At 41.6% G+C, this 26,840-nt stretch carries 22 protein-coding genes and 1 tRNA gene; 8 read left to right on the top strand and 15 right to left on the bottom strand.

Annotation, left to right across the window (positions count from 1 at the left end; genetic code table 11):
* From BGP15_RS23565 to BGP15_RS23530, 8 genes are all read right to left on the bottom strand, one after another.
* Window positions 1-591, bottom strand: a complete 591-nt coding sequence (locus tag BGP15_RS23565) for a hypothetical protein (RefSeq protein WP_286770836.1) — start codon at window positions 589-591, stop codon at window positions 1-3.
* 5 nt (window positions 592-596) lie between these two features.
* A complete protein-coding gene (locus BGP15_RS23560) occupies window positions 597-1,340 on the bottom strand; it encodes a hypothetical protein (RefSeq protein WP_115049607.1) in 744 nt (247 codons plus the stop codon).
* A gap of 350 nt (window positions 1,341-1,690) precedes the next feature.
* The gene (gene rpmA, locus BGP15_RS23555; RefSeq protein ID WP_046672918.1) at window positions 1,691-1,954 is read right to left on the bottom strand and encodes a 50S ribosomal protein L27; all 264 of its coding nucleotides are present in this window, start codon (window positions 1,952-1,954) and stop codon (window positions 1,691-1,693) included.
* A gap of 44 nt (window positions 1,955-1,998) precedes the next feature.
* Window positions 1,999-2,310, bottom strand: a complete 312-nt coding sequence (rplU, locus tag BGP15_RS23550; RefSeq protein ID WP_028068281.1) for a 50S ribosomal protein L21 — start codon at window positions 2,308-2,310, stop codon at window positions 1,999-2,001.
* 160 nt (window positions 2,311-2,470) lie between these two features.
* Window positions 2,471-4,513, bottom strand: a complete 2,043-nt coding sequence (locus BGP15_RS23545; protein ID WP_286770835.1) for a M13 family metallopeptidase — start codon at window positions 4,511-4,513, stop codon at window positions 2,471-2,473.
* Window positions 4,514-4,543: 30 nt separating this feature from the next.
* Window positions 4,544-6,052: a bifunctional GNAT family N-acetyltransferase/carbon-nitrogen hydrolase family protein gene (locus tag BGP15_RS23540; protein ID WP_046672920.1), complete on the bottom strand. Its 1,509-nt coding sequence runs from the start codon at window positions 6,050-6,052 to the stop codon at window positions 4,544-4,546.
* Window positions 6,053-6,469: 417 nt separating this feature from the next.
* Window positions 6,470-6,811 carry a DUF3467 domain-containing protein gene (locus BGP15_RS23535; protein ID WP_046672455.1) on the bottom strand — a complete coding sequence of 114 codons (342 nt, stop codon included), beginning with the start codon at window positions 6,809-6,811 and terminating at the stop codon, window positions 6,470-6,472.
* Window positions 6,812-6,847: 36 nt separating this feature from the next.
* Window positions 6,848-7,966, bottom strand: a complete 1,119-nt coding sequence (locus BGP15_RS23530; protein WP_070561144.1) for a M42 family metallopeptidase — start codon at window positions 7,964-7,966, stop codon at window positions 6,848-6,850.
* Between the two features lie 272 nt (window positions 7,967-8,238).
* Here BGP15_RS23530 and lgt point away from each other — a divergent pair, with 272 nt between their 5' ends.
* The 4 genes from lgt to BGP15_RS23510 all read left to right on the top strand — a co-directional run bounded on the left by lgt (window position 8,239) and on the right by BGP15_RS23510 (window position 11,806).
* Window positions 8,239-9,054, top strand: coding sequence for a prolipoprotein diacylglyceryl transferase (gene lgt, locus BGP15_RS23525; protein ID WP_120334068.1), 816 nt, complete (start codon window positions 8,239-8,241; stop codon window positions 9,052-9,054).
* Window positions 9,055-9,208: 154 nt separating this feature from the next.
* Entirely contained in the window at window positions 9,209-10,399 is a 1,191-nt protein-coding gene (gene trpB, locus BGP15_RS23520; protein ID WP_236560212.1) for a tryptophan synthase subunit beta, read from the top strand.
* Window positions 10,400-10,493: 94 nt separating this feature from the next.
* Window positions 10,494-11,036: a L,D-transpeptidase family protein gene (locus BGP15_RS23515; RefSeq protein ID WP_070561146.1), complete on the top strand. Its 543-nt coding sequence runs from the start codon at window positions 10,494-10,496 to the stop codon at window positions 11,034-11,036.
* A 203-nt stretch (window positions 11,037-11,239) separates the two neighbouring features.
* Entirely contained in the window at window positions 11,240-11,806 is a 567-nt protein-coding gene (locus BGP15_RS23510) for an AraC family transcriptional regulator (protein WP_070561147.1), read from the top strand.
* 231 nt (window positions 11,807-12,037) lie between these two features.
* Here BGP15_RS23510 and BGP15_RS23505 read toward each other — a convergent pair whose 3' ends face one another.
* From BGP15_RS23505 to BGP15_RS23475, 7 genes are all read right to left on the bottom strand, one after another.
* Window positions 12,038-14,218, bottom strand: coding sequence for a DUF4954 family protein (locus BGP15_RS23505; RefSeq protein WP_201639155.1), 2,181 nt, complete (start codon window positions 14,216-14,218; stop codon window positions 12,038-12,040).
* Window positions 14,219-14,226: 8 nt separating this feature from the next.
* On the bottom strand, window positions 14,227-16,068 hold the full coding sequence (gene glmS / locus BGP15_RS23500; RefSeq protein WP_046672460.1) for a glutamine--fructose-6-phosphate transaminase (isomerizing): 1,842 nt from the start codon (window positions 16,066-16,068) through the stop codon (window positions 14,227-14,229).
* 150 nt (window positions 16,069-16,218) lie between these two features.
* Window positions 16,219-19,401, bottom strand: a complete 3,183-nt coding sequence (locus BGP15_RS23495) for an efflux RND transporter permease subunit (RefSeq protein ID WP_286770834.1) — start codon at window positions 19,399-19,401, stop codon at window positions 16,219-16,221.
* A gap of 64 nt (window positions 19,402-19,465) precedes the next feature.
* Window positions 19,466-20,521 carry an efflux RND transporter periplasmic adaptor subunit gene (locus BGP15_RS23490; protein ID WP_115049038.1) on the bottom strand — a complete coding sequence of 352 codons (1,056 nt, stop codon included), beginning with the start codon at window positions 20,519-20,521 and terminating at the stop codon, window positions 19,466-19,468.
* 14 nt (window positions 20,522-20,535) lie between these two features.
* A complete protein-coding gene (locus tag BGP15_RS23485; RefSeq protein ID WP_112376346.1) occupies window positions 20,536-21,879 on the bottom strand; it encodes a TolC family protein in 1,344 nt (447 codons plus the stop codon).
* A 28-nt stretch (window positions 21,880-21,907) separates the two neighbouring features.
* Window positions 21,908-22,507 (bottom strand): TetR/AcrR family transcriptional regulator, encoded by a 600-nt coding sequence (locus BGP15_RS23480; protein WP_070561152.1) that lies wholly within the window; start codon window positions 22,505-22,507, stop codon window positions 21,908-21,910.
* 255 nt (window positions 22,508-22,762) lie between these two features.
* Window positions 22,763-23,434, bottom strand: coding sequence for an NUDIX hydrolase (locus BGP15_RS23475; RefSeq protein ID WP_075992906.1), 672 nt, complete (start codon window positions 23,432-23,434; stop codon window positions 22,763-22,765).
* A 185-nt stretch (window positions 23,435-23,619) separates the two neighbouring features.
* On the opposite strand from BGP15_RS23475, the gene pfkA reads away from it, so the two are divergent.
* From pfkA to BGP15_RS23455, 4 genes are all read left to right on the top strand, one after another.
* Window positions 23,620-24,597 carry a 6-phosphofructokinase gene (gene pfkA, locus BGP15_RS23470; protein WP_376749787.1) on the top strand — a complete coding sequence of 326 codons (978 nt, stop codon included), beginning with the start codon at window positions 23,620-23,622 and terminating at the stop codon, window positions 24,595-24,597.
* A 17-nt stretch (window positions 24,598-24,614) separates the two neighbouring features.
* Window positions 24,615-25,466: a hypothetical protein gene (locus BGP15_RS23465; RefSeq protein ID WP_286770833.1), complete on the top strand. Its 852-nt coding sequence runs from the start codon at window positions 24,615-24,617 to the stop codon at window positions 25,464-25,466.
* A gap of 4 nt (window positions 25,467-25,470) precedes the next feature.
* Window positions 25,471-26,469, top strand: coding sequence for a type I glyceraldehyde-3-phosphate dehydrogenase (gap, locus tag BGP15_RS23460; RefSeq protein ID WP_070561154.1), 999 nt, complete (start codon window positions 25,471-25,473; stop codon window positions 26,467-26,469).
* 175 nt (window positions 26,470-26,644) lie between these two features.
* Window positions 26,645-26,717, top strand: a tRNA-Phe gene (locus tag BGP15_RS23455).
* The last annotated feature ends 123 nt before the right edge of the window (window positions 26,718-26,840 follow it).

The following is a 26,840-nucleotide window of genomic DNA, read 5'->3' as shown; positions in this document are numbered from 1 at the left end:
CTAAAGCAGAATCTTACGACTTACCGCTTTATCGATGGTAATATAACCCGGGTAGAATACCGACTGCCCTGCGATATTGATAGAAGGTTTCACTTTTAACGTAAATATTCCCTTTTTATTCTCATCGCTTGACATTAAAAAATCCTGCAGGTCCGAATTCTTCAACAAATCATAGATATTGGTCGCTATACGCACATTGGCCACAGTAGATTCTCCGGGCTCTATTTGTAATGATTGATTGACAATCCCTTCCACAAGCTGCTGTCCACCGTAAAGAATGATATACTGAAACTTATTAATTGATGCCTTTTTGAGCGTCGGGTTGTCTATTTTAAGCCGGATAACTGCATTCAATGGAATATCTTTCCGCAAATAGGCCAACGCCAGGCTCGGTGCTGCTCCCAGGTCGATTTGATTATTCTTGATCAGTCGTTGCAATGATGTTCCGGCCAACCGAATACTATCTACCGATTCCACATCGAACTTACATTTCGCCAAATTCTCGATCTGTGCCTTTTGTCGATTCAGGCCGCAGCCGGAGATAAACAAACCCAGCAGAACCAAACATCCAAATAAAATTTTCTTGCTCATAATCCCTATTTTCCTCCAAATTTATATAAAACTCCCAGTGTAAACAATGGGTACCCTGCTTTTAAATAGGTATTACTTTTAAAACCAAATACCATACCGTTCGTATATTGCAGCTTCCATCCTTTCCCTAAGCCCATCCTTGTATAAAATACAGGTTCAATAAGCATATTGTCTTCTTTCTCTGCCGGAAGACCATCAATAGCGAAATTCTTCATCCGCATATTGCTCAACCGAATGATGGTACCGTAATCGATATCGTGCCGGTTGCCAAACAACTTTAGGGCATCCTTTTTCTCCGATGAAAAGTTTACCTGCACAAACACCTTTTCAAAATCCATATCCTTCGTTTCCACAATAGCTTGTCCCATCGTCGACGAACGCTTATCAACCACACTGGTATTGCCTAGCCCATACCCCCCGTAAACCTCAAATACACGATTATTTTTCCGACCGAAGCGTGTATAATAGCCAATCCCCGCTTCGCCCATCTTTTGCGCATAGTCTTTGATATTGGATTTATTATCCACATAGGAACCATTGGCGATGACAGCTACATGATCGGTTACGGCTACCCCCAGGTTGGCCGATACATTAGCCTTTGTATTGATATTACCGGAAACATATACCTCCCCAGCTTCTGTAAACATCGGCGCTGAAGGCACATTAGGCATGTAAATCGAACTACAGGAATAAAATGAACAGGCAAATAACCCCGCACACAAACCATATCCAAACTTGTTGTATTTCATATGTAAGTATTTATTCAATCGTGCTTGCATCCAATGGTATTCCGGAATGTTTCGCCTATTGTCTTAAAAACACCTATCCTTTATAAAAATTGTACCAAAGCTTTACATTTAACAGAAAATAACAATTTAAATAAAACCAAAACCTTAACGCACTCATTACCAACTCCGATAAATTGGCGGGGCAGCAGCGCTGCGGGCCAACGATATTGCCAACAGTGGCTCTGTGCAACGAAAGTGCAGCAAGTAGCATCCGATTTCGTTCATATTGCCCAAGGGTAGATCCACGGGAGAACAGACAAACAAAAAAAGGCATCAATTTCTTGATGCCTTTCCAATATTGTTGCAAAACCTTACGCTTGTTCTGTAGGAACTACAGATACATAAGATTTATTGTTAGCTTTTTTACGGAAAACTACTTTACCGTCTACTAAAGCGAACAATGTGTGGTCTTTACCAATACCAACGTTTGTGTCAGGATTGTGTTGTGTACCGCGTTGGCGTACGATGATGTTACCAGCGATTGCTTGTTGACCACCGAAGATTTTGATACCTAAACGCTTGCTATGTGACTCACGGCCGTTCTTAGAACTACCCGCACCTTTTTTGTGTGCCATTTCTTTATCTTAATTTAAGACTATTTGTCTGATTAAAAATTCAATTATAACGTAATACCAGTGATCTGGATTTTAGAAAATTGTTGACGGTGACCGTTTTTCTTTTTGTAGCCTTTACGACGTTTTTTCTTGAAAACGATAACTTTATCGCCTTTTAAATGAGACAAAATTTTAGCCGAAACTTTTGCACCAGCAACGCTAGGTGTACCAATGGTAAATTTACCACCGTCTTCTGCTAACAATACATTGTCAAATTCAATACTAGCGCCTTCATCTCCTTGTAAACGGTGTACAAAAAGGAACTGGTCTTTTGCAACCTTAAATTGCTGTCCTGCTATATTTACTATTGCGTACATTGTTAATTAATTAAATGTGTTATTAAATGAAGGGCAAAAGTAATCAGTTTTTATCATAATTCAAAGACAAATTTACTTTTTCATTTCCATTTAAACGTTATCAGTTGAACAGCATGACCTTAATCCGTATTAGGACAACGCTGTTCACGCCTGTTTCCGCTTACCAAACCAAAATTCTTTTCTCCGGTGCCACATACATTTTTGCTGTAGGCTGTACATTAAATGCTTTATAGAAAGCCTCCATATTGTATACGGGACCATTTACCCGAAATTGTTCGGGGCTATGTGGATCAACTTTTAAACGTAGCCGCATGCGCTCATCGCTGCTCTTTACGCGCCACACTTGCGCAAAACTCAGGAAGAAACGTTGATCTGGAGTAAAGCCATCAATCTTGTCCTGCCCCTGCCCTTGTTTGGTTAATTTAAAGGCATCATAGGCAATATTTAAACCGCCGATATCCGCCAGGTTTTCACCTAAAGTAAGCTCACCGTTTACATGTTGATTGTCCAACAGCGTAAAACCACCATATAACTTCGCTACCTGATTAGCGCGTTCCGTAAACTGTTTCGCGTCCACTGCAGTCCACCAGTCATTCAAGTTGCCGTCTTTATCATATTGGCGCCCCTGATCATCAAAACCATGAGTCATCTCGTGTCCGATAACGGCACCGATAGCGCCATAATTGATTGCATCGTCCGCGTTGGCATCAAAGAAGGGGAACTGCAAGATGCCGGCCGGAAATACAATCTCATTATACGGTGGATTGTAATAGGCATTCACCGTAGGTGTTGTCATCAGCCATTCTGCCTTGTCAACCGGTTTACCGATTTTACCCACCATTTCTTTATAAGCATGCTTTGCAGCAGACTGCAAGTTGGCATAGTAGGTATCTTTGGCTACCTCCACGTCACTATAATCTTTCCATTTCTCCGGGTAGCCGATTTTTTTGGTGAAGGCTTCCAATTTTTCAATCGCTTTCTTTTTGGTTTCAGGCGTCATCCAGTCCAATTTCTCAATGCGGTTCTTGTAGACTTTCTGCAAATTGTCGACCAATTCGAGCATTCGCTTTTTTGCTTCGGGCTTGAAGTATTCATCCACATACAACTTGCCCACAATCTCGCCAAGATTCTCGTCCGCCGAACTCACCATCAGCTTCCACCGCTCTTTCTCCTGCTTCTGACCATTCAGGGTTTTCCCGAATAATTCAAACTTGGCCTCCCGGAAACCTTTGCTCAGTGCCGTCGCAGAAGCATTCGCTAAATCTGCTTTTAGTTTTGTCTTCCAGCTATCTAAGGACTGCGACTTCAACAAATTATTTAAAGCAAGGTAAAATTTTGGCTGCTGTACCAAAATCGTGTCGGTCTTCACATCCAAGCGTTGCAGAATATCTTTCCAGTTGAGGTTTGGCGTTTGCTTCTGAAATTCCTGTACCGCAAATTTGTGGTAGTTTTTAATGGGATCCCGCAATTCTACAGGTGTGGCATGCGATTTGGCAATTTCTGTTTCCAGGCGTAGCACTTCCTCAGCCGACTTTTGGGCATTTGCCCCTTCACCGATCAGTCCGAATAACTTGACCAGATACGCGACATAGGCCTCCCGGATCTTCTTCGCTTTCTCATCCTGATCTAAATAATAACTTGCTTCAGGCAGGTTGAGTCCCCCCTGAAAAAATTGCAATGCATTCTTAGTGCTGATCCGGTCATCCGCGGCGACATAAAAGGTAAAAAGATCACCATCGCCCTCCTTAAATCCATCTGCAGCATACGCAATCAATTCATCAATACTTTTCAACCCATTGATTTTTTGAATGGCCCCTTCGATCGGTTTCGCACCCAATTTATCAATCGTCACCGTATCCATACCACTCGCATAGAAATCGCCGGCCTTTTGCTGATCTGAACCTTTTTTGTTGTCGGACTTTGCGGCCCCTTCCAAAATAGATTTCAGGTTTGCCAGATTTTCGTCGGCGAGCACATAAAAAGAGCCCCATCCTGTTTCCGATGCCGGGATCTGCGTATTTTTCATCCAGCTTCCATTCGCATATTGAAAGAAATTATCTCCTGGATTCACCGTCGTATCCATACCTGAGACATCAAAAAAATTTGTGCGGACCTCCTGAGCAGTATCGCTTTTCTTATTTGACTGACATGACATCATCATTAAGAACATGGATAGCGTCCCCCATTTGACTTTTTGTATCATATTTTAAGAGATTAAAAGCGTATTTAAATTTTACTTCAAAAGTTTCACTTCGTACAGATCCTTCCGCCTATCCTTCTTCACTTTGACAGTACCATACTCATGTAGGTCGCGCAGCGCATACAGGTCAACGTCGGCAATAAGCACCATTTCAGCATTCGGTGTCGCCTCGGCTTTGATGGCATTATTGGGAAAAGCAAAGTCTGAAGGAGTAAAAACGGCGGACTGCGAATATTGTATATCCATATTATTCACACGCGGCAAATTACCCACAGAGCCAGCAATAGCCACATAACATTCATTTTCTATCGCCCTGGCCTGCGCGCAGGTACGCACCCGGATGTACCCGTTTTGGGTATCCGTCATAAAGGGCACAAATAGAATCTGCATGCCCTGATCGGCCAAAATACGGCTCAGTTCAGGAAACTCGACATCGTAACAGATCAACAGCCCTACTTTACCACAATCGGTGTCAAATACTTTCACTTCACTACCACCCACCATACCATAGTATTTAAATTCGTTTGGCGTGATATGAATTTTTTTAAACTCATCCAGCTTACCGTTGCGATGACAGAGGTAGGAAACATTGTAGAGTTTTTTGTTTTCCATCAATGGCATGGAACCCGCAATGATATTAACGTTGTAGGATACAGCAAACTGTTGAATGCGATCGATAATCTCTGAGGTATGCTGCGCAAGCCTTTCCATCGCCAGGCGCTCGGGAAGATCGTTATAAGGGCTCATGAGCGGCGTATTGAAAAATTCCGGAAACATGATAAAATCTGTTCCATAATCACTCACGGTATCCACAAAAAACTCGATCTGATCATAAAATGCCTCCAGATTATCAAACAAGCGCATCTGCCATTGCACCAGCCCCAAACGGATCGTCTGCTTGGTGGTCGAAATGGACCGTGTCTCTGACTCATAATAAATATTATTCCATTCCAACAGGGTAGCAAACTCCATCGATTCAGCATCTTCAGGCAGATAATGCTTGAGTATTTTTTTGACATGAAAATCATTTGAAAGCTGAAAGGTCAGCGTCGGATCATAGATCTCCTTGCGTTTGACTTTCTCGATGTAAACCCGCGGACTCATTTTATCCGCATAGTTATGGTAATTGGGAATACGGCCCCCGGCAACAATACATTTGAGGTTCATCTGTTCACACAGCTCCTTACGCGCATCATAGAGACGCCGGCCGAGACGTAACGCCCGATGTGCCGGATGAACAAACACTTCTATCCCGTAAAGGGTGTCTCCATCATCACTATGCTTGGTAAACTTACCGTCATCGATAATCTCATAATAGCTATCGTAAATATTATTCTTTTTTGAATTCAGGATAATGGACAAGGCACAGGCAACGACATGTCCATCAATCTCCACACATAATTGCCCTTCGGGAAATATATCAATCAAATCCTGAATATTTTCCTTTGACCAGGTCTCACCTGCACCATCATAAGCCTGTTCCATCGATCGTTTCAAATCAACATAATCCTTCTTTGTCAAGTTCCGCACTTGAATATCCATATAAATCTCCTTTTTGAATTAGTTATCTAAATTTAGTAAAAGTAAATGCCAAGTCCAAAACTAACAATAGCCCACAGGCGAATATCAGATGGCATCCAACTTTATATTTTAGACAGTGCTTACTCAGTGATTGTTCAGTGCTCGTTCAGTGCTTGCTCAGTGTAGACTGAATATGCACTGACTTATTACTGTCTAAACATTGATTAAGAAATATTAATAGGCACTACCTGATATGCAGATGTTTCAATTTTAATTAGATCTTGATGATCTTATCCCTTAACAGGTAGTTAGGGCAATCGTTTTTTTCGTACATGAACCCAATTGGAGCATCGGAAAGACTTTGCTGAAATCAAGGACATAAAAAAAGCGCCAATGTTCAATTGGCGCTTTTGATATCTCAATGATAGCTGCAATCAACTATGCTTGACCTTGTGGCGTTCCAAAAGGGAATGCAACTGTAGGATCACCACCTTGTTGAGGTTGTTCAGCAACACCTAAGTCCATTTTAATTGGGCCATTTAATGCTTCGAAACGGTTCACGTTATCAACCAATGCACCTAACAAGCGTTTTGCATGCTCTGGAGTCAAAACGATTCTTGATTTCACTTTTGCTTTTGGCACTCCTGGCATCACACGGATAAAGTCAACCACAAATTCAGTATTAGAGTGAGTGATAATCGCAAGATTTGAGTAGGTTCCTTCTGCTACTTCTTCTGTCAACTCGATGCTCAATTCGTTTTGATTTTGGTTATTTTCCATAATAATTCTAATGATAAGTTAATATATTCTTAAATTCTACTTTGTAAATGTTCTAAAATCTTGTCCGTTCTCAATATTCAATAATGTTTCGTAGATCAACCGGATCACGTTATCCACATCTTCCTTGTGCACCATCTCCACTGTTGTGTGCATATAACGGAGTGGTAAAGAAATCAATGCAGACGGTACACCACCATTGCTATAGGCAAATGCGTCCGTATCAGTTCCTGTAAAACGAGAAGAAGCCTGACGCTGGAAAGGAATATTATTCTTCTCAGCAACTTTAACCAACAGTTTATTCAGATTAATCTGAACCGCTGGAGCGTAGGACAATACCGGACCTTTACCTGAAAATAGATCGCCCTGTGTGATCTTATTGATCATCGGAGTTTGCGTATCATGTGTCACATCAGTTACGATGGCGACATTCGGTTTGATACGATCTGCAATCATTTCGGCACCGCGTAAACCAATCTCTTCTTGCACCGAATTTACGATATATAATCCAAATGGCAATTTCTTTTTATTCTCTTTTAGCAAACGAGCAACCTCAGCGATCATAAAACCACCAGCACGATTGTCCATAGCCCGCCCAACATAATAACGGTCGTTAAGGATAGAGAATGTATCTTCGTATGTAATGACACAACCGACATGTATTCCCAAGGCTTCAACCTCTTCTTTGGTACTACAGCCACAGTCCAAAAAGATATTTTTCAGCGAAGGATTTTCTTCTTTCTCTCCCGAACGCGTATGAATTGCAGGCCAGCCGAATACAGCTTTGACAATGCCCTTTTCCGTATGAATATTCACGCGCTTAGACGGCGCAATCTGGTGATCTGAACCACCGTTACGTATTACATAGATCAGTCCGTCTTTGGTAATGTAATTGACAAACCAAGAAATCTCATCCGCATGAGCCTCTATAACGACCTTATACTCCGCTTTTGGATTGATTACCCCTACAGCTGTACCGTAGTTGTCAACGAATGTATCATCAACATAAGGCTTCAAATAATCCAACCACAGGCGCTGTCCTTCCCACTCAAATCCTGTAGGAGAAGCATTATTGATATATTTCTCAAAAAATGAAAGCGAATCTTTCGTCACAACCGCGTCGTGCTTCGGCTCTTTTTTCTTGTTTTTTTCTGCCATCTTTTCCTTTTCTATTTACTTTCGTCAAAATATGAAAATTTCAATGAAATGCAAAAGTAAAAATGTTTTTTGAAATATTGTTTGCGCAATTAATTTTAGGTTATACGCTCCTCTTTAAGTAAAAAGGATCCGCAAAAGACAATATTTTGTTCACGATGAATGAATTAGATCCGCAGCCCAATGATATTCTGCTTAAAAACAAATTGTAGGAATAAAAAAATGAGATTAAAGCTTATCTTTACTTCAAAGTAATTTAAAAAGCTATAAAATTTATGAATTCAATATTAAGTGCAATACATTGGAATATTGACCCCGAAATGTTCAACTTTGGCGCTTTTGCCCTTCGCTATTATGCCTTATGCTGGTTGTTAGCATTTTTTGTTTCATACGTGATCATGTTGCGTATATTCAAAAAGGAAGGCCGCACACAGGAACAGTTGGATCAGCTTTCAATTTATATTTTTCTGGGCACTTTGATCGGAGCACGATTAGGACACTGCCTATTTTACGATTTTGACTATTACAAAGATCATATACTTGAAATCTTCCTGCCATTCAAATGGGATAAAACAGGATTTCATATTACCGGCTTCGCAGGATTGGCTTCCCATGGCGGCGCCATCGGAATTATCCTCGCACTCTATTTATTCTGCAGAAAAACAAAAACCGACTTCTTGTGGTTAGCGGACCGATTGGTCGTTGTAGTCCCTATTGCCGGTGCACTTATCCGTATCGGAAATTTCTTCAATTCCGAAATTATTGGCACACCTACAGATCTACCCTGGGCTATCGTGTTCGAACGTGTAGACAATGTACCACGCCACCCTGGGCAGCTTTATGAAGCAATCGCCTATATTTTGATCTTTATTATCATTGGTTCCCTATTCAAATCAAATCCCAATCGCCAAAAAGGTCAATTATTTGGTATATTCATGGTCCTATTATTTGGTGCACGCATGGTCTTGGAACATTTTAAAATTGACCAGGAAGCTTTCGAGCAAAGTATGGCTTTAAACATGGGCCAATTACTGAGTATACCTTTTATTCTGGTGGGCTTCTACTTTATCTTCCGGAAAACCAAAGCTTAAAACAGGCCGCAATATATCCTTGTTTGCAAATACAAGATTTTACAGGCATCTTTTCTAGAAAAGATGCCTTGTTTTTTTTCTATACCTGCAAAGATTACTATATTAGGCTTCAATAAATAATATATCTTTTTACAACAAGAAACTTAAGCCTAAAATGAGTCTAACACAAGCTGCATCTGTCGAAGCAAATGAGAAGATGCTACAATACAATGGTCAATATGGAGAATTTGGCGGATCTTACATCCCACCGGTATTGGAAGAGCAATTGAATAAACTGGCTGCTTTTTTCGATAGTCATGTCCAAAAAGAAGAATTCCAGAAAGAGTTTATTGCGATCTTAAAACACTATGTCGGTCGCCCCTCACCTTTATATTACGCGAAGAATTTAAGCGAACACGTAGGTTCCAAAATCTATTTGAAGCGGGAAGATTTAAACCATACAGGTTCCCACAAGATAAACAACTGTATCGGTCAAATTCTTTTGGCTAAACAAATGGGAGCTACAGAGATCATTGCCGAAACTGGCGCCGGTCAACATGGCGTTGCAACAGCAACAGCAGCAGCATTGTTAAACATCCCCTGCAAAGTATTTATGGGCGAAATCGATGCTGCGCGGCAGGCCCTGAACGTCAAACGCATGGAATTGTTGGGCGCCGAAGTTGTAACGACCAACTTGGGTAGCCGTACGTTAAAGGATGCAGTAGACGCGGCCTTGATGTATTACGTCGAAAATCCCACATCCTATTATCTATTGGGATCACATGTTGGCCCACATCCCTATCCAAAAATGGTCGGCTATTTTCAAAGCGTTATCGGTAAAGAAGCACGCCAGCAGATTCTTGATCAGGAAGGGCGCCTTCCCGACAGCATCTTTGCCTGTGTAGGTGGCGGGTCAAATGCGATTGGCTTATTTTCGGGTTTTCTCGATGATCATGCCGTCGAAATTCATGGTGGTGAAGGTGGTGGCACCGGGACTTATCCAAAAACAGCAGCGACACTTTCTTTTGGTAAACCAACTGTATTCCAGGGGACATTTTCATACTGTCTGGTCGATGATGAAGGTAATCCGATCCCCTCAACCTCGGTATCTGCAGGCCTTGATTACCCAGGAATATCGCCGCAACATGCCCAGCTAAAAGATAGCAATCGTGCAAACTATCATCCCGTGACTGACACCGAGGCGATTGATGCCTACAAGTTGCTTTCCCGACTGGAAGGTATTATTCCGGCCATTGAATCGTCTCATGCTGTTGCCCTTGCGGTGAAATTGCTCAAAGACAAAAACCAAGTCGCTATTGTGAACCTTTCGGGACGTGGCGACAAAGATGTTGACCGCGAATTCTAGACGGTAACATCAAAATACATGAGTAGACCGAGTGCCGAGCCCTAGGTTATGCACTCGGTCTAAACATTTTATCCATTAGCTAACGATCGCCAAGATGAAACGACCTAGAAAACGTCGAATAGTTTTAAAAACAGTCATCAGCCTCCTCGTCTTACTTTGCCTGGGCCTGATAGGTTATAATCTTTATCCCGAACCAACGTTGGATCGGCATGCGAAAGTGGACAAACTGATTGTCTATAAATCTAAAAGGACACTATTGGCCTATAGCAAGGGAAAGCTCCTAAAATCATATCGTATTTCACTAGGCGGTCAACCTGTGGGCGACAAAGAATTTGAAGGTGATTTAAAAACACCCGAGGGTCTTTATACGATCAACGATAAAAATCCATATAGCGACTATCACAAAAACCTAGGTGTCTCCTACCCGAATGAACAAGATATCGCCCATGCCAAAAGTTTAGGAAAAGATGCCGGTGGCGACATCAAGATCCACGGACTCCGAAACGGACTAGGCTTTATCGGTAAATTGCAACGCCACATGGACTGGACTTTCGGTTGTATGGCACTTACAAACTCGGAGATTGACGAGCTTTTTGACGCTGTTCCAATAGGCACAACTATTGAAATAAAGCCCTAGCGGAAATAAAGCCTTGACTGAAATAAACGCTTAGCATCCGTCCCTTTACACTCATCTGTAGGCGATCTAACCCTTCCGTCCTATTTTTCCCCACTGCCTATTTTCAAAATACTACAAGATAAACCCTAAATATTACAACCCCATGTCTAATAAATTAGCGATTTTTGAGTTTACATGAGTAACTTGTATTTAAAATAATTCTTATGAAACTTGCAATAAAGAATATGGTATGCAATAGATGCATAATGGTTGTTGAAAATGAACTGGCGAAGCTCAATCTCCATGTTAAGCATATTTCTTTGGGCCAGGTGGAAATTGAAGAAGAACTGACCAAAGCGGAGAGCAAGCAACTTGCTGAAAATTTTTCGGAACTTGGGTTTGAACTTATTGACGATAAAAGAACCGTCATCATCGAACAGGTAAAACATGTGGTGTTGGATCTCATCCGTAATCAACATAACGACACCAGCCTTAATCTTTCCGAAATCATCAGCAAGAAAGTGCACCATGATTACAACTACATCTCCAATCTATTTTCGGATGTTGAAGGGATCACCATCGAAAAATACTTCATCGGCCAGAAAATTGAATATGTCAAAGAGTTATTGGTTTACGATGAGCTGACATTAAGTGAGATTGCCTATAAACTCAATTACTCCAGTGTTGCCTATTTAAGTAATCAATTCAAAAAAGTAACCGGATTGACGCCAAGCCACTTTAAACAGATCAAAGACAATAAACGTAAGCCGCTCGATAAAATCAACGAGTAAAGGCGTGGAACGACAAAAGCAAGCTTCATAGCAGCCTCGGCCGCCAGGATTAGAAAACAGACAAAAAACAGAAGCAACTGGTCAAAGAAAAGAAGCAGCAGGCCAAATGAAGAAGTGACAAATCAAAGAAAAGAAGCAGCTGCCCAAAGAAGAGCAGGTCAAAAAAGCAACTGGTCAACAAAAAGAACAGCAGGTCAAAAAAGAAAAGGCTTCCGAGCGGAAGCCTTTCTTTTAAAATTGCCCTTTCAAATTAGCAACCCTTATCTTGAATATCTCTAATTCTTTTTGTTGTTGATTGATAAAAGAATTGTCCTCCAGTTTTCCGACCACAATATCACGTTCTTCATCATTGGCATAGACCATGTTTTTGAACTGATTTTTGTAGTCTTTGGCCCGGGATTTATAAATCTGTTCACCAATCCAGATCCGGTGCCCAAGCGCCTGATCCAACAAAGATACAATTTTATCTGTTGATAAAACCATACCTTCCAAATTTAAGACTTCGATTAAAGACAAGAGTGCATGTTCACGTTTATCTAGGGGGTAATCTTTACTTTTATCATGATAGAATTCATGAATATCATCCCACGAATCTATCTTTTTTGATTTGATATCATCTAAGAAAGTGTGCAGGGCGTTGCTTTCGATCAGCTGTCCACCGATATTCTCCCAGTTCGTACGCGATCGACCCGTTAAGGAGGCCATAATATCCTGCAGTGACATACCTTCCTCGAGGGCATCCATCAGGTGCAGTACACCATAATACTTAATAAACGAACGATATAAGTGATAAGCCTCGCCAACCTTCTGAATAACAGTCGGTCTGCGTGAATTTTCGGCCCCTTGCAACACGATGGTCTGATCTTTTAGGTCCATGTTGTTGGCAAGCAGTGCCCGACCGGCAACAATACGTTCACGCTCATCCTTCCCTGCTGCAGTGTGAAGGCTGTCTGCAACGGCCAAGGCCAGCATATCCATCCCTTCAAACATTTCATTCACCGTATCCGGTGCCAACATATCGTATTCAAAATATTGATTTTTGAAATGTCGATTGTCCCGCGCCGCATACTTATTGGCATTCCGTACCAATGCGTACATATTGTACATAAACCAATACCCCGGAATCAGGACCAGTTGATCATGTTGTACGTCATTGCTTACTAAGGTGAAAGGTAGCTTAATATCCAGTTCATGCAGAAAATCCCCTTTTACAATCAGGCAATACGATGCAAATCTGGAGTTGTGTTTTAGACTGACACAGAGTCCGGGCCAAAAACCACGTCCCGCGATAATTTCACCATCCGCAGCTCTGGAGTTGTGATTCGATCCTACAGTTGCTCCAGCAGCCATATTACTTTGGCCCATCACCAATGCCGCACATAAAAACGAGTTGTTATGGTGCTGTTCATGGGCTGGAAAAATCAGGGAATTTAATACTTCACAACAGGAAATTGTCGAGTTGTCACCCAAATAAGAGTTGATCAAGCGCGCACCATATTTCAATTGCGAATAGGAAGCCAAGATAAAACGTACGGCTTTAACGCCATAAAATATACGACAGCCATAGCCAATAATTCCATTAACAAGCTCACAGCCTTCACCGATCTGCGTATACGATTCCTGCGAGGAATTGACGGTTACATTTTTCAGCTTGCTGACCCCTTTGATATAAACATCAGTCCCGATCTTGACATTCTTGATCGTTAACGTATTTTTGATGACACAACGGTCGCCAATTTGGCTGTAATAGCCGCGTTGACTTCCAAATTTTTGATCCGTAAGTTCTCCAAATCGCTGCTGTAAAGCATGATCATGTCGATTGCGGGTCCAAAGGTATACATCTGCAGCCTGCATGCCATCAAAAGGGTAAACCGAGCGGGCACCATTTTCGTTGCAGAGCTCCAGCTCGATCCGTTTCTCCGACTCTTCACCGTCACGGAGGATGCCATTACCAAACTTGGCTGTACTACCGGTCTCCATTTCCTTGATCTGGCTCAACAGCACTTCATTGCCAACAATAAAGTAGGACAAGTAGCCCACATAATGAACAGCAACATCGTCACCAAAGTCCGAGCTGATGATCGTCGAATGGTACAGGCCAATGGGCAGCTGCAAATTGCGGTAATCCAGGTAACTCGGACTCAAATTGCCGATACGGACCAGACCGTAGAACTTACAGTGCTGCACCTGATTCGGATCGAAGACTGCCGATACTTTGACCTTGGTCCAGTCGCTTGACCAGTTACCGTTATGAATCAACTGTTGAATCTCCGTTTCCGTCAGATCGCGGTAGTCATTACGCGGGTTTTGCTGAAAGCGCAGGGTATATTCATCTTGTCCTGCTGGAATAAATTCATCTGGGATAAATCCATAGCCCAGCTGTTCCAAAGGTTTCTTCTTCAATACACTCATAGGCCTCCTTACTCTACAGTTACCGACTTCGCCAGGTTACGTGGTTTGTCCACATCCAATCCGAGTTCTACACCAATATAATACGATAGCAGTTGCAATGGTACAACCGAAATCAATGGCGCAATAATCTCATCGGCCTCCGGAATTTCCATAAAATCATCCGATAGATTTTCAGAAACGGTATCGCCTTTGGTAACCACCGATATGATCTTTCCCTTACGTGCTTTGATCTCCTGAATATTTGAAACAATCTTCTCGTGATAAGCATCTTTTGTAGCGATAAAAACAACAGGCAAGTTCTCATCAACCAATGCGATCGGTCCATGTTTCATCTCTGCTGCAGGGTAACCTTCGGCATGGATATAGGAAATTTCCTTGAGTTTAAGCGCACCTTCCAGGGCAACCGGGAAATTGTATCCCCTACCCAAGAAAAGAAAGTCGCGGGCATCTTTGTACTTTTTGGCAATGGTTTTAATTTTATCAACCTGCGTATCCAAAATCCACTCCACCTTTTCAGGCACTTCATTTAATTCCTTTGCGAGTTTTTGATAACGCTCTTCACTGATGGAGCCTCTTAAAGAAGCAATCTTTAAGGCAATCAGGTTCAATACAGTCAACTGTGCTGTAAATGCTTTTGTACTTGCTACGCCGATTTCTGGTCCAGCATGGGTATAGGCACCTGCATCCGAAAGTCGGGCGATAGAAGATCCAACAACATTGACCACACCCAATATAATAGCACCCTGTTTTTTTGCATTTTCCAACGCAACCAATGTATCAGCCGTTTCACCACTTTGGGAAATCGCCAAAATAACATCTCCCGGATGAATAACCGGATTACGGTAGCGGAATTCCGACGCATATTCAACTTCTACATTTATGCGGCACAATTCCTCAATAACATATTCTGCAATAAGCCCGGCATGCCAGCTGGTACCGCAGGCAACAATTACAATGCGATTGGTGTTGCTGATCTCATTGGCAAATTTTTCAATGCCGCTGAGTGTAATCTGATGTGATTGCAGATCAAGACGTCCACGCATGGAGTCAAAGATCGTTTGCGGTTGCTCAAAGATCTCTTTCAACATAAAGTGATCAAAGCCTCCTTTTTCAATAGCTGACAGTTCCAGATCCAATTTTTGGACATAAGGTGTGATGCGCTCATTACCCAGATTTTTAAGGATCAGCTCCTCCGGTGTGATAATGGCCAGTTCATAGTCATTGATGTAAACAACTTCTTTGGTATACGCTAACATCGGGGAAGCATCTGAACCCAAAAAATGTTCATTTTTACCGATACCAATTACCAAAGGACTTCCCTTACGTGCTGCAATAATACGATCCGGATGACCAGCTTCCAATACGAGGATCACATAGGCCCCGACGACCCGTTTTAAAGCAATACGGATCGCTTCTTCTAACGAGCATTCATTCTGCAATTGGATTTCTTCGATAAAGTTGACCAGAACCTCTGTATCGGTATCACTTTTAAACGTATAACCCTTATTGATTAATTCTGATTTTAAGGAAGCATAGTTTTCAATGATGCCATTATGAATCATAGCGATGCGTCCGCTATTGGAATAATGCGGATGTGCATTCCGATCAGAAGGTTCACCATGGGTAGCCCAACGGGTGTGGCCTATCCCTGTTGTCGACTGTAGATCTTTTCCGTACACAAACTCTTCCAAGTTTGCGACTTTACCTGTTTTTTTGTAAACATCGATCTGCTCACCTTTATGCAATGCCACTCCAGCACTGTCATAACCACGGTATTCTAACTTTTGTAATCCGTCAATGACGATACCATACGCCTGACGATAACCTGTGTATCCTACAATTCCACACATGTATGTCTCAATTTTAAGTGTATATTTTGTTAATGCGCCGCAATGTAATAAAAAATATTTACGCAATCGATTGATTAACCTAAAATTAACACAAAAAAGGCGGCTAATGTTTTATTAGCCGCCTTTTTCTATTGTAAAATGTATTATTTTTTAATGTTCTGCCACGTCGACATGGTCATAATCTTCCTTCATCAAGGCTTCATAATTTGTCTTTTCTTTCTTTCCAAAACGACGTTGAAGACTGTCAAATATGGAGTACACCACCGGTACAACAACCAAGGTTAAAAATAAAGAAGATAACAAACCACCAATGATAACGATCGCCAGACCTCTATTCATATCGGCACCGTCTCCAGTAGCGATTGCGATAGGAATCATACCAAATACCATGGCAATTGTCGTCATCAAAATCGGACGAAGACGCGCGTGATTGGCTGCCACCAACGCATCGTGTGTATTATCGCCAGCTTCCTTACGATGGTTGGCAAAGTCAACCAGCATGATCGCATTTTTGGCCACCAGACCAATTAACATGATGATACCCAAAATCGTAAAGATATTCAAGGTCTGATTTCCCAGCGCCAAGAACAATAGGGCTCCGATAAACGACAATGGAATCGAGAACAAGACCACAAATGGTGTGATAAAACTATCGTATAAAGCAACCATTACCAAGTATACTAGGATAATAGATGCCAATAAGGCAATACCCAAAGTACCAAAACCTTCGGTTTGGTTTTCCATATTACCACCCCAGATAAAGACGATACCCGGTTTACGCGGCAGTTTTTCAAACTGTGCCTGCCACTCTTGCGCTACGGTACCCATTGGTCTACCGATTGCCTGTCCCTGAATGGATACTGCCGGCGACTTGTCGCGACGTTCCAACAACGTAGGTCCCGAACCAAAAGTTACATTGGCAAATTGATCCAAAGAAATAGAGGCACCCTGATTATTGATAAATTTCAGATCACGTACGTTGTCGATATTGGCACGACCATTTTCCGCATAGCGGATATTGATATCGTACTCGTTATCACCCGCTCTGTATTTGTTATCCGTATTTCCTGAAAATGCCGTCTGCATTGTCATACCCACAGTAGAGACATTCAGTCCCAAAGAGGTCATTTTATCACGGTCGATCTTCACATTGATCTCAGGGTTACCCGCTTCAGAAGTCAATTTGACACCCGCAGCCCCAGGAATCTTACGTAATTGATCTGCCGCCTTCTCTGCAAATTCCTGTGCATCTTCGACAGAAGCACCGATAATGGTCAGCTTCAATGGTGCCTGCTCCGCTCCCATGATACCCACATTGACGGTTTTGATTTTTGCACCGATCAGTTTATTTTCCAGTTCACGCTTCAGCGTCGCTGAATACACCTGTGAGTTACCCTCAAAATTTTCCTTGTCGAGGATCACATGGATCTCCGATTTATAACGCGAACCCGTTGTTGAAGCCATACCGTCCGAAGACTGCCCCACTGTCGTAATAATTTCTTTGACATCAGGTTTCGATTTAATGTAAGCCTCCGCTTTTTGCGTCAACAAGTTGGTCTTCTCCAGGGAAGCATCTTTATCGAGTTCTAACTGGATGAAAAACTCCTTACGGTCGATACTCGGGAAGAAGTCCGAACCAATATACCCCATACCGACCAAAAAAAACGATGCGACAAGTAAACCGATTGCCAAAAACAACGTAGCCAATTTCGTACCGACGTTCTTTAAAGCCCAGGTCAACAATCCTGCAACCCAATGTGTAAAGCTGTTCAAACCGCTTTCAAAACCATGAATAATACGACCAAAGAAAGAAGTTTTGCTCAAGTGCTCCAATTTACCGAAACGCGAGTATAACCAAGGCACTACCGTAAATGACACCAATAAGGATAATAAAGTCGAGATGATTACCGTCACACAGAATTGTGCCAGGATATTGGCCACCAAACCCGTAGACATCGCGATCGGCAGGAACACTACCACGATAACCAAGGTGATCGCCGTTACGGTAAATCCGATTTCCGAAGCACCATCATAGGCCGCACGCACCTTGTTTTTACCCATCTCCATGTGGCGGTGAATATTCTCGATAACAACGATCGCGTCATCCACAAGAATACCTACTACCAGGGATAAACCGAGTAAAGACATCAAGTTTAAGGTATAGCCCATCAAAAGCAAGCCAATAAAGGTAGCAATCAAAGATAAAGGAATCGCCACCATGGTAATCGCCGCATTACGTAGACTTTGTAAGAAGAACAACATGATAAAGCCCACCAATGCAATGGCAATCATTAAGTCATGGATCACGTTATCGGCTGCATTCAAGGTAAATTCTGAAGAGTCATTGGCAACCAGAATTTTAATATTCTGTGCAGCATAATCCTTCTCTACACCAGAAATTACTTTTCCGTCTTTATCGTGTACCGCAATGGTTTTCTTGACCGCTTCGGACACCGCTACCGCATTTGCATCAGACTGTTTAAAGACCTGCAATAAGATTGTATTCTGACGGTCCAGGCGGGCTACTTTTTCAATCTCTTTGATACCATCCCGCACATCGGCGATATCGCGCAGATAAATCTGCACCCCTGCCGGCGTTGTGATCGGGAGGTTACGCAGCTCCTCGATCGAAGTTACTTTACCCGAAAGACGGATGGTTGTCCGGTTATCACGAGTACTGACGTTACCTGTCGGGAAATCGAGATTGGATGATGCTACAATTTGCTGTACTTGCGAAATTGTCAGTCCATAACCTTCAATTTTCTTCGAGTCTACAGAGATCTGGATTTCACGTTCCTCACCACCGATCAGGTCCACTTTGGCAACACCATTGATCCGCGCAAAGACCGGCTGGATTTTATTGTCCAAAAGATCGTAGAGTTCTTTTTCCGATAAGTTGGACGTGACGGCCAAACTCATGATGGCCACATCATCCAGGGAGAATTTGGAGAGTGAAGGTGTCTTTACATCATCCGGCAGATCGTTGATCACGGCATTGATTTTCCGTTGAGCATCCGTAAGCAGGAAGTTGACATCCGCACCGTTGTTGAGGGTAATCATGACAATCGATACCCCTTCCAGGGAAGTCGACTCCACTTTTTTGATACTTTCCAAGGATGAAATGGCATCCTCTATTTTTTTCGTCACCGAACTCTCCACCTCTGCAGGTGAAGCTCCCGGATAGACCGTCTGTACCGTAATGACGTTAATTTCAAATTTAGGGACCAATTCATAGCCCAATCGCGTATAAGAAAACAACCCGCCTAATGTCAGTATTATAAATAATACGATAATTATACTGGGGCGTTTTATCGATATTTCGGTAATTTTCATTCGAATAATTTATTTTTAATAGCTATGCAACCGAGGTTCCATCTGCTACCGATTACAGTATGCTCTATTTAATAATCTCTACAGGGCTTTGGTCAAATAGATTGATCTGACCCGAAACAATCACTTGATCCCCATTTTGCAAACCACCTAAGATCTCGATGTAATCACCAAAGTTTCTGCCTGATTTGACGTTTGTTTCGATGGCTTTACCGTTTTTCAGCACAAAGATCTTGTTGTCGCTCACACTACCCACAAAGGCATTACGAGGTACGATCAACGTATTGCTAGCAACACCTTCACCGAAGATGGCTGTACCGTACATACCAGCACGCAATTGGTTCGATGCATTATTTACCTCGATTTCCACCGGGAAGTTTAAGCTACCATCCGATTTAGGCGCAATAAAAGTTACTTTACCTGTAAAGCGTTGGTCTGCATATACACTCGCTGTCACATCAACAGATTGACCGATCCTTAAGGTAGCCACATTCTTTTCGTCCACATTGACACGCAATTTCAAGGTGGCAACATTGACAATATCGAAGGCTGCAGCGCCCACATTTAGGTAAGTACCCGGTTCGATTTTACGTGCATTGACGATACCCGAAACCGAAGTTTTGATGGTCACATCGCCAGCATTCAATTTAGACGCTTTTAAGTTATTTTTCGCATTCTCAAATTGCAATTTCACCTGGTCTAACTGTTGTTTGGTTACACCACCTGTAGAGAAGGCACTTTCAAAGCGATGCAGATCGGCCTGCGCATTGGTAAATGCAGCCTGCGCATTCGCTACGTTCACATTCAGTTTATCGCCCTCGATGATCGCCAAAGTCTGCCCGGCGCTCACATGAGAACCTTCATCAACCAATACTTTCACCACTCTACCTGCAGTTTCAGCTGAAACAGTTACTTCTTGTTTCGGAGAAAATGTTCCGTTAGCCGTATAACGTAAGTCCATGGAAGATACTTTTGCCGTATCGATACGCACTGCAATAGCCACATTTTTCTTTGCTACCTCTGCAGTTTCGGCCTCATTTTTCTTTTTATTTTTATTTAACACAAAAAATATTCCTGCTAGACCAGCAGCAATAATAAGTAAGGTAATAATTCCGCGTTTCATATTGTATTAGTCAATTATTCTTTAATTAGTGATTTAAGATTTCCATTCGCTTTGATCAGCTGCACTTCAGCAATTTTATAATCGAGCAAAGAGGTATTTAAATTATTCTGGGCATCTGCATAGGCATTTTCCGCATCCAAAAGATCGGTCAATGTTGCCAGACCATTTTTGTAATTGTTGTTAGTATCTTCCAGCACTGATTTTGCCAAATCCACGTTCTTACGGTTTGACTCAATTGTTAACAAAGAATTTTTAATCTGAACCTTGGAGTTTTCTGCTGCCAGATTCAGTGCCAATTTTGTATCCGCGATATCAACCTGCAACTTATCGATATCGATCTGTGCCTGACGAACTTTAGAACGTGTGAGGAAACCATTGAAAATAGGAACCGTCAAATTAAGACCAATTCCTGAAAATCCCGACCAATTTACACCTTCAGCTTTCGAAAAGATTGGGAAAACAGGTCCCAAACCCTGACGACCGTAATTCGCAGTCAAAGATAAAGTGGGGTAGTATTTGGATGCTTCAGCTTTTTTGTTCAACTCTAGTAATTCATTTTGTTTAGTGAGCACCTGGATCTCCGTTCTACTGGACACATCAAGCGGGTCATATATGGCATCCAGAGCAACTGTTTCAAACGTTGACGCCGGCATAACAATCTGCTCCGACATCTGCATACCAATGACAAATTTTAGTGCATTCTCTTTTAATTCAACGGCATTAATCAGCTGCTGGCGAGAAGCTTTCAAATTTGTAACGGCTACATTTGTACGGTCAAGGTCAATTTTCTTCGCTAACCCATTCTTAAAAAGTCCTTCGATGACATCCCTAGTTTTGGTGGTACTTTCCAAGTTATTGTCAACCGTTTTTAACTGCAATTTGGATTGATAAACATCATAATAACTATTGGCCACCTTTTCGATCAATTGCTCATCGGTCAATGTTTTGTTGATCACATAAAATTCGCGTGTCGTCTTGGCAGCTTTCAGTCCAGTAAATACAGTTTGATTAAATAGCTGTTGGTTTAAGCTTATCGAATTTGTCGATTGCCATTTTTGTCCAAAAGCAGCCATTACTGTGGTTCCCGGTTGGCCCACAAGCTCTCCTGGTAAAGCGACCTTTTGAATCATTGGATTGTAAGTGATACCACCGTTAAAATTGACCTGTGGTAATGCACCCGATTTAACTTCCGCAATTTTATGTTCGGCATTTACGACATCGAGACCTGCCTTTTTCGCATCAGCCTTGTTCTGCAAAGCAAATTTAATCGCATCACTTAAGCTCAATTGTTGCTGTGCATGACTCTGGAAAACCATCGTACCTAATAATAGGCTGGCTAGTATTCTGATTGTTTTCATTCCTAATTTATTTATCCTAATTTTATATCTACTTTTTATTTATACCATTAAAAAAGAGCTTGGTAGCCAGCTTTTGCTTTTGCAGCACTTCATCAAAACGATCCTGATTTGGAATTCCTGAAATGATATCGGAGATATTGCACATCAGGGATAAACTTTTCATCAATTCCACATAGATTTCGGCCGTTTCATAGAGATGCTCCCCATCGATTTCACCTTTTTCGGCACCGATCTCAAGGATCTCAAACAAGGCTTTCACATCACGGTCGTGTAGGCACTGGAAAAAATCCTGCATGGAAAGTCCCTTGATCCATTCCAGATTTTCATTCATGTGCAACATATAGTATTTCCGGACAAATGCATCGCGCAGTTCCAAAATTTTAATGATCAGCTCGTAGGTGGTGCCCACATGCACAGCCACCATCTTCTCCTCCTCTTCCCTATATTCATCCGTCAAACGCACAATCACATCCCGTATAAGTGCATTCTTTTCCGAATAATAGTAATACAAATTCGCTTTGGTAATTTTTATATCCTCCGCAATTTCATTCATCGTAGTCTTACTAAAACCGTAATGCATAAAGCGTCTTATCGCCGCATGAATGATTTGATCTTTTCTATCTTCCATTCTTCAAAAAACTCCTTTCTACTTTCTGACTTTTATCAAAAATTGTTCAAAAATATAAAAAGTAACATGTTGGACAAAATAAATTTTGAAATTGTATTAATTTTGATATTAACCTGACAACAAAACCTTCATGACTTCGCAGAACCAACAGCAATGAAAGTAAACTGAATGTTCTTTCTGGCCAATAAGATCATACACTTTCAGAAAAAAAAAGGCAAACTCGAAAGTTTGCCTTTTATTATACGAACAGATCTATTAGAATGCGACCGTGTTCTGAAAATGTTTTAAAAACTTTCGTTTATCCAATTTATAGAGCCTTGCTGCACGATAGGCTACTCCAGTCTGCACTTCGTCGAGCTCTTTTAGAAAGCCATAATTCTGCATTTTCTTTCTAAAATTGCGTTTATCGAGTGGTTTATTCAAAATTCCCTCATACACCAGCTGTAGCTGGGTGAGTGTAAATTTTTCAGGCAGCAGCTCAAAAGCAATCGGCTTATAGGCGAGGCGGCGCTGTAACCGCTCCAGACAGAGGTCCAAAATCTGCTTATGGTCAAAGGCCAGTTCAGGTACATTCCGAACGGGGAACCATTTTGCCTGCTTCATATAGTTTGTAACAGGTTTGGTTTTCAATTTGGTATTATCCAGCTGCACGAGGGCGTAATACGCCACTGTCAGAATACGTCCCTTTGGATGCCGTTTTAATCCGGCAAAGGAATGCAGCTGATCCATAAATACATCTTTCAAACCTGTATTCTCATACAAAATTCGTTTTACGGCATCTTCCATCTCTTCGTCATTATCCACGAAAAAACCTGGCAATGCCCACCAATCCTTAAACGGATATTCATTTCTTTCGGCCAAAAGAACTTTTAATTCTCCTTCGTGAAAGCCTAATATGACACAGTCAACGGTAAAATTACTATACAAAACTTCTAAATTTATTTATGTGCAATATACTGAGCTAAATTTAGCGGTTACTAATCATCGGGTTATCTGTAACAATTATACGCTTCCTAAACGTGATGCGCAAAAAAATATTGAAAAATTTATTCAAAGTGTAGAATATACACTATAAAAATCTTATATTCGTAAAACCTAAAATATAGCGTGTGATAAAAGAAATTAAAAAAATAGGTGTATTGACGTCAGGAGGTGATGCTCCTGGCATGAATGCCTGTATTCGTGCTGTCGTTCGAACAGCATTACATAAAGGATTGCAAGTAACGGGTATTTATCAAGGATACCAAGGTTTGATCGACGCAAATTTCATCGAAATGGATACGCGTTCGGTCAGCAATATTATACAACGTGGTGGTACAATATTAAAAACCGCGCGTTGCATGGAGTTTAAGACGCCCGAAGGCCGTCGAAAAGGCTATGACAATCTTATCGCTGCCGGCGTGGACGCCTTGGTGGTCATTGGTGGTGACGGTACCTTTACAGGTGCTAACTTCTTCTCCAAAGAATTTGAAATACCTATTATAGGTATTCCGGGTACGATAGACAACGACCTTTACGGTTCTGATTATACGATTGGCTACGATACAGCCAACAATACTGTCATCGAAGCGATTGATAAAATCAGAGATACTGCGGCGTCACATGAACGTCTTTTCTTTGTTGAAGTGATGGGCCGTGATTCAGGCTGTATCGCCTTAAATGCGGGTATTGCTGGCGGAGCCGAAGCCATTTTACTTCCAGAGAAAGAAACGGCCATTGATGATTTAATTAGTCATTTAGAAGACGGTGCCATTAAGAAGAAATCGTCATCCATTGTTATTGTCGCAGAGGGCGACCAAAATGGTGGTGCTTATTATGTCGCAAAAAAAGTAAAAGAAAAGTTTGATCATTACGACACGAAAGTTAGTATATTAGGGCATTTGCAACGGGGTGGTTCTCCGACGAGTTTCGACCGCGTGCTTGCGAGTAGATTGGGCTTTGCTGCTGTCAATGAATTATTGGCCGGAAACACACGAGTTACTGTTGGGCTCCGTGGTAATGAAATCAAGACAACTCCAATTGAAGAAGCAATCAGCAATAAGGAAATTAAACTTAGCCCTGATTTATTGGAGATGGCTGAGATTTTATAATCATAATTTAAACAGACATGATAGCAGTAGTATATAGTGGGTCGCGATTTTCAGACTGGCGGTTGGCTGATAAAGGTCGGATCACGACAGGGTTCCGCATGAACGGGATCAATCCTTATCTTCAGGATGAGCGCTCCATACTACAGCATTTGCATAAAAACACCAATCTGATCAACAATGCCGAAAAAATCAGAAGGATTTATTTTTTTGGTGCCGGATCGTCGTCGAAGGAACGTAAGGATAAAATAAAAAATGTCCTGGAGCGTTTTTTCGTCAATGCACGTGTACGGGTTGATCATGATGTCATTGCTTCGGCTATTTCGACTTTCGGCGACGAAAGAGGAATTATTGGCATCATTGGCAGTGGATCAAATGCAGCTTACTATACAGGGAAAAAAATCATTGACAACAATTATGGTCTAGGTTATATTCTGGCTGATGAGGGGGCAACAAACTGGAATAGCCAGCAGCTGCTCAAGCATTACATGACAGATACCTTACCTATTGATCTGCGGGATAAACTGGAAAGAGAATTTAACATCGACAAGAAAACCATTTTGGAAAAGGTGTATATAGCGCCACAGCCGACAAATTTTCTGAATTCATTTACCGACTTTGTCCTCGATAATAAGGATCATCTGTTCATCAGTCAATTGGTTAAAAATGGGCTCCGTACGTTTATCAAAACCTACATCAAGCCCTTAATGAAAGAATATCCGGATAGTGATGTTAACTTTACGGGTTCAGTAGCGTTTAATTATGAGCACTTACTTCGGGAAGTTGCTACAGAGGAATTTAATATCAGTATTGGTACCGTTGTAAAGGAACCGATACACAATTTAATTAAATATTATATCAATAAAAATTAAGAATATGAAAATTGGAATTAACGGATTTGGCCGTATTGGTCGTTTAGCATTCAGAGCGGCTATCAATCGTCCAGAAATTGAAATTGTTGGTATCAATGACTTAGTTGAACCAGATTATATGGCTTATATGTTGAAATATGATTCAACACATGGCAAATTTGACGGTTCAGTAGAAGTAAAAGACGGTAACTTGGTTGTTAACGGAAAAACTATCCGTGTTACAGCTGAGAAAGATCCGGCAAACTTAAAATGGAATGAAGTAGGTGCTGAAGTAATCATCGAATCTACAGGTTTCTTCTTGACACAAGAGTTGGCTCAAAAACACATCGATGCAGGTGCTAAAAAAGTGGTGATGTCTGCTCCTGCGAAAGACGACACCCCTACTTTCGTCATGGGTGTAAACCACAAAGAATTGAAAGCTGATCAACACATCGTTTCAAACGCTTCATGTACAACAAACTGTTTAGCGCCTATCGCTAAAGTATTAAACGATAAATTTGGTATCGTTGAAGGTTTGATGACAACAGTACACGCGGTTACAGCAACACAAAAAACGGTAGACGGTCCTTCAGTAAAAGACTGGAGAGGTGGTCGTGGTGCATACCAAAACATCATCCCTTCATCTACAGGTGCTGCTAAAGCAGTAGGTTTGGTTCTTCCTGAATTGAAAGGTAAATTGACCGGTATGTCATTGCGCGTTCCTACTGCAGACGTTTCTGTTGTTGACTTAACAGTACGTTTGAACAAAGGTGCTTCATACGAAGAAATCAAAACTGCGATGAAAGAAGCTTCTGAAGGCGAATTGAAAGGTATCTTAGGTTATACAGAAGATGAAGTTGTTTCTTCAGATTTCTTAGGTGATGCACGTACATCAATCTTCGATGCAAAAGCAGGAATTTCATTGAATGATAACTTCGTTAAAGTTGTATCTTGGTATGACAACGAATGGGGATATTCAAACAAAATCGTTGACTTGGTATTAGAAGTTGGTAAATTATCGTAATCAACTCGACCAATATCCAATAAAGGGGCTATTCTTGTAGAATAGCCCCTTATTTTTTTTCCTTAAAAATCAGCAGGTTGGCGTTTAAACGCAAAAAAAAGCGCTTTTAGCTTTCGTAATTCAAATAATCCGTCTATCTTTGCATCATCAATAAGGCAGACAGCTCAATTGAAAAGGTGCCATAGCTCAGTTGGTAGAGCAAAGGACTGAAAATCCTTGTGTCGCTGGTTCGAATCCAGCTGGCACCACCGAAAAGGAAGAACGCAAGGTTCTGACAGATTGAAAGAATAATAATTCCAATGCGAAAATAGCTCAGCTGGTAGAGCACAACCTTGCCAAGGTTGGGGTCGCGAGTTCGAATCTCGTTTTTC

The organism is Sphingobacterium sp. 40-24, from assembly GCF_001899705.1.
Taxonomy (GTDB): Bacteria; Bacteroidota; Bacteroidia; order Sphingobacteriales; family Sphingobacteriaceae; genus Sphingobacterium; species Sphingobacterium multivorum.
Note: the sequence above shows the minus strand (reverse complement) of the source record. Positions and strands in the feature narration are given on the sequence as shown.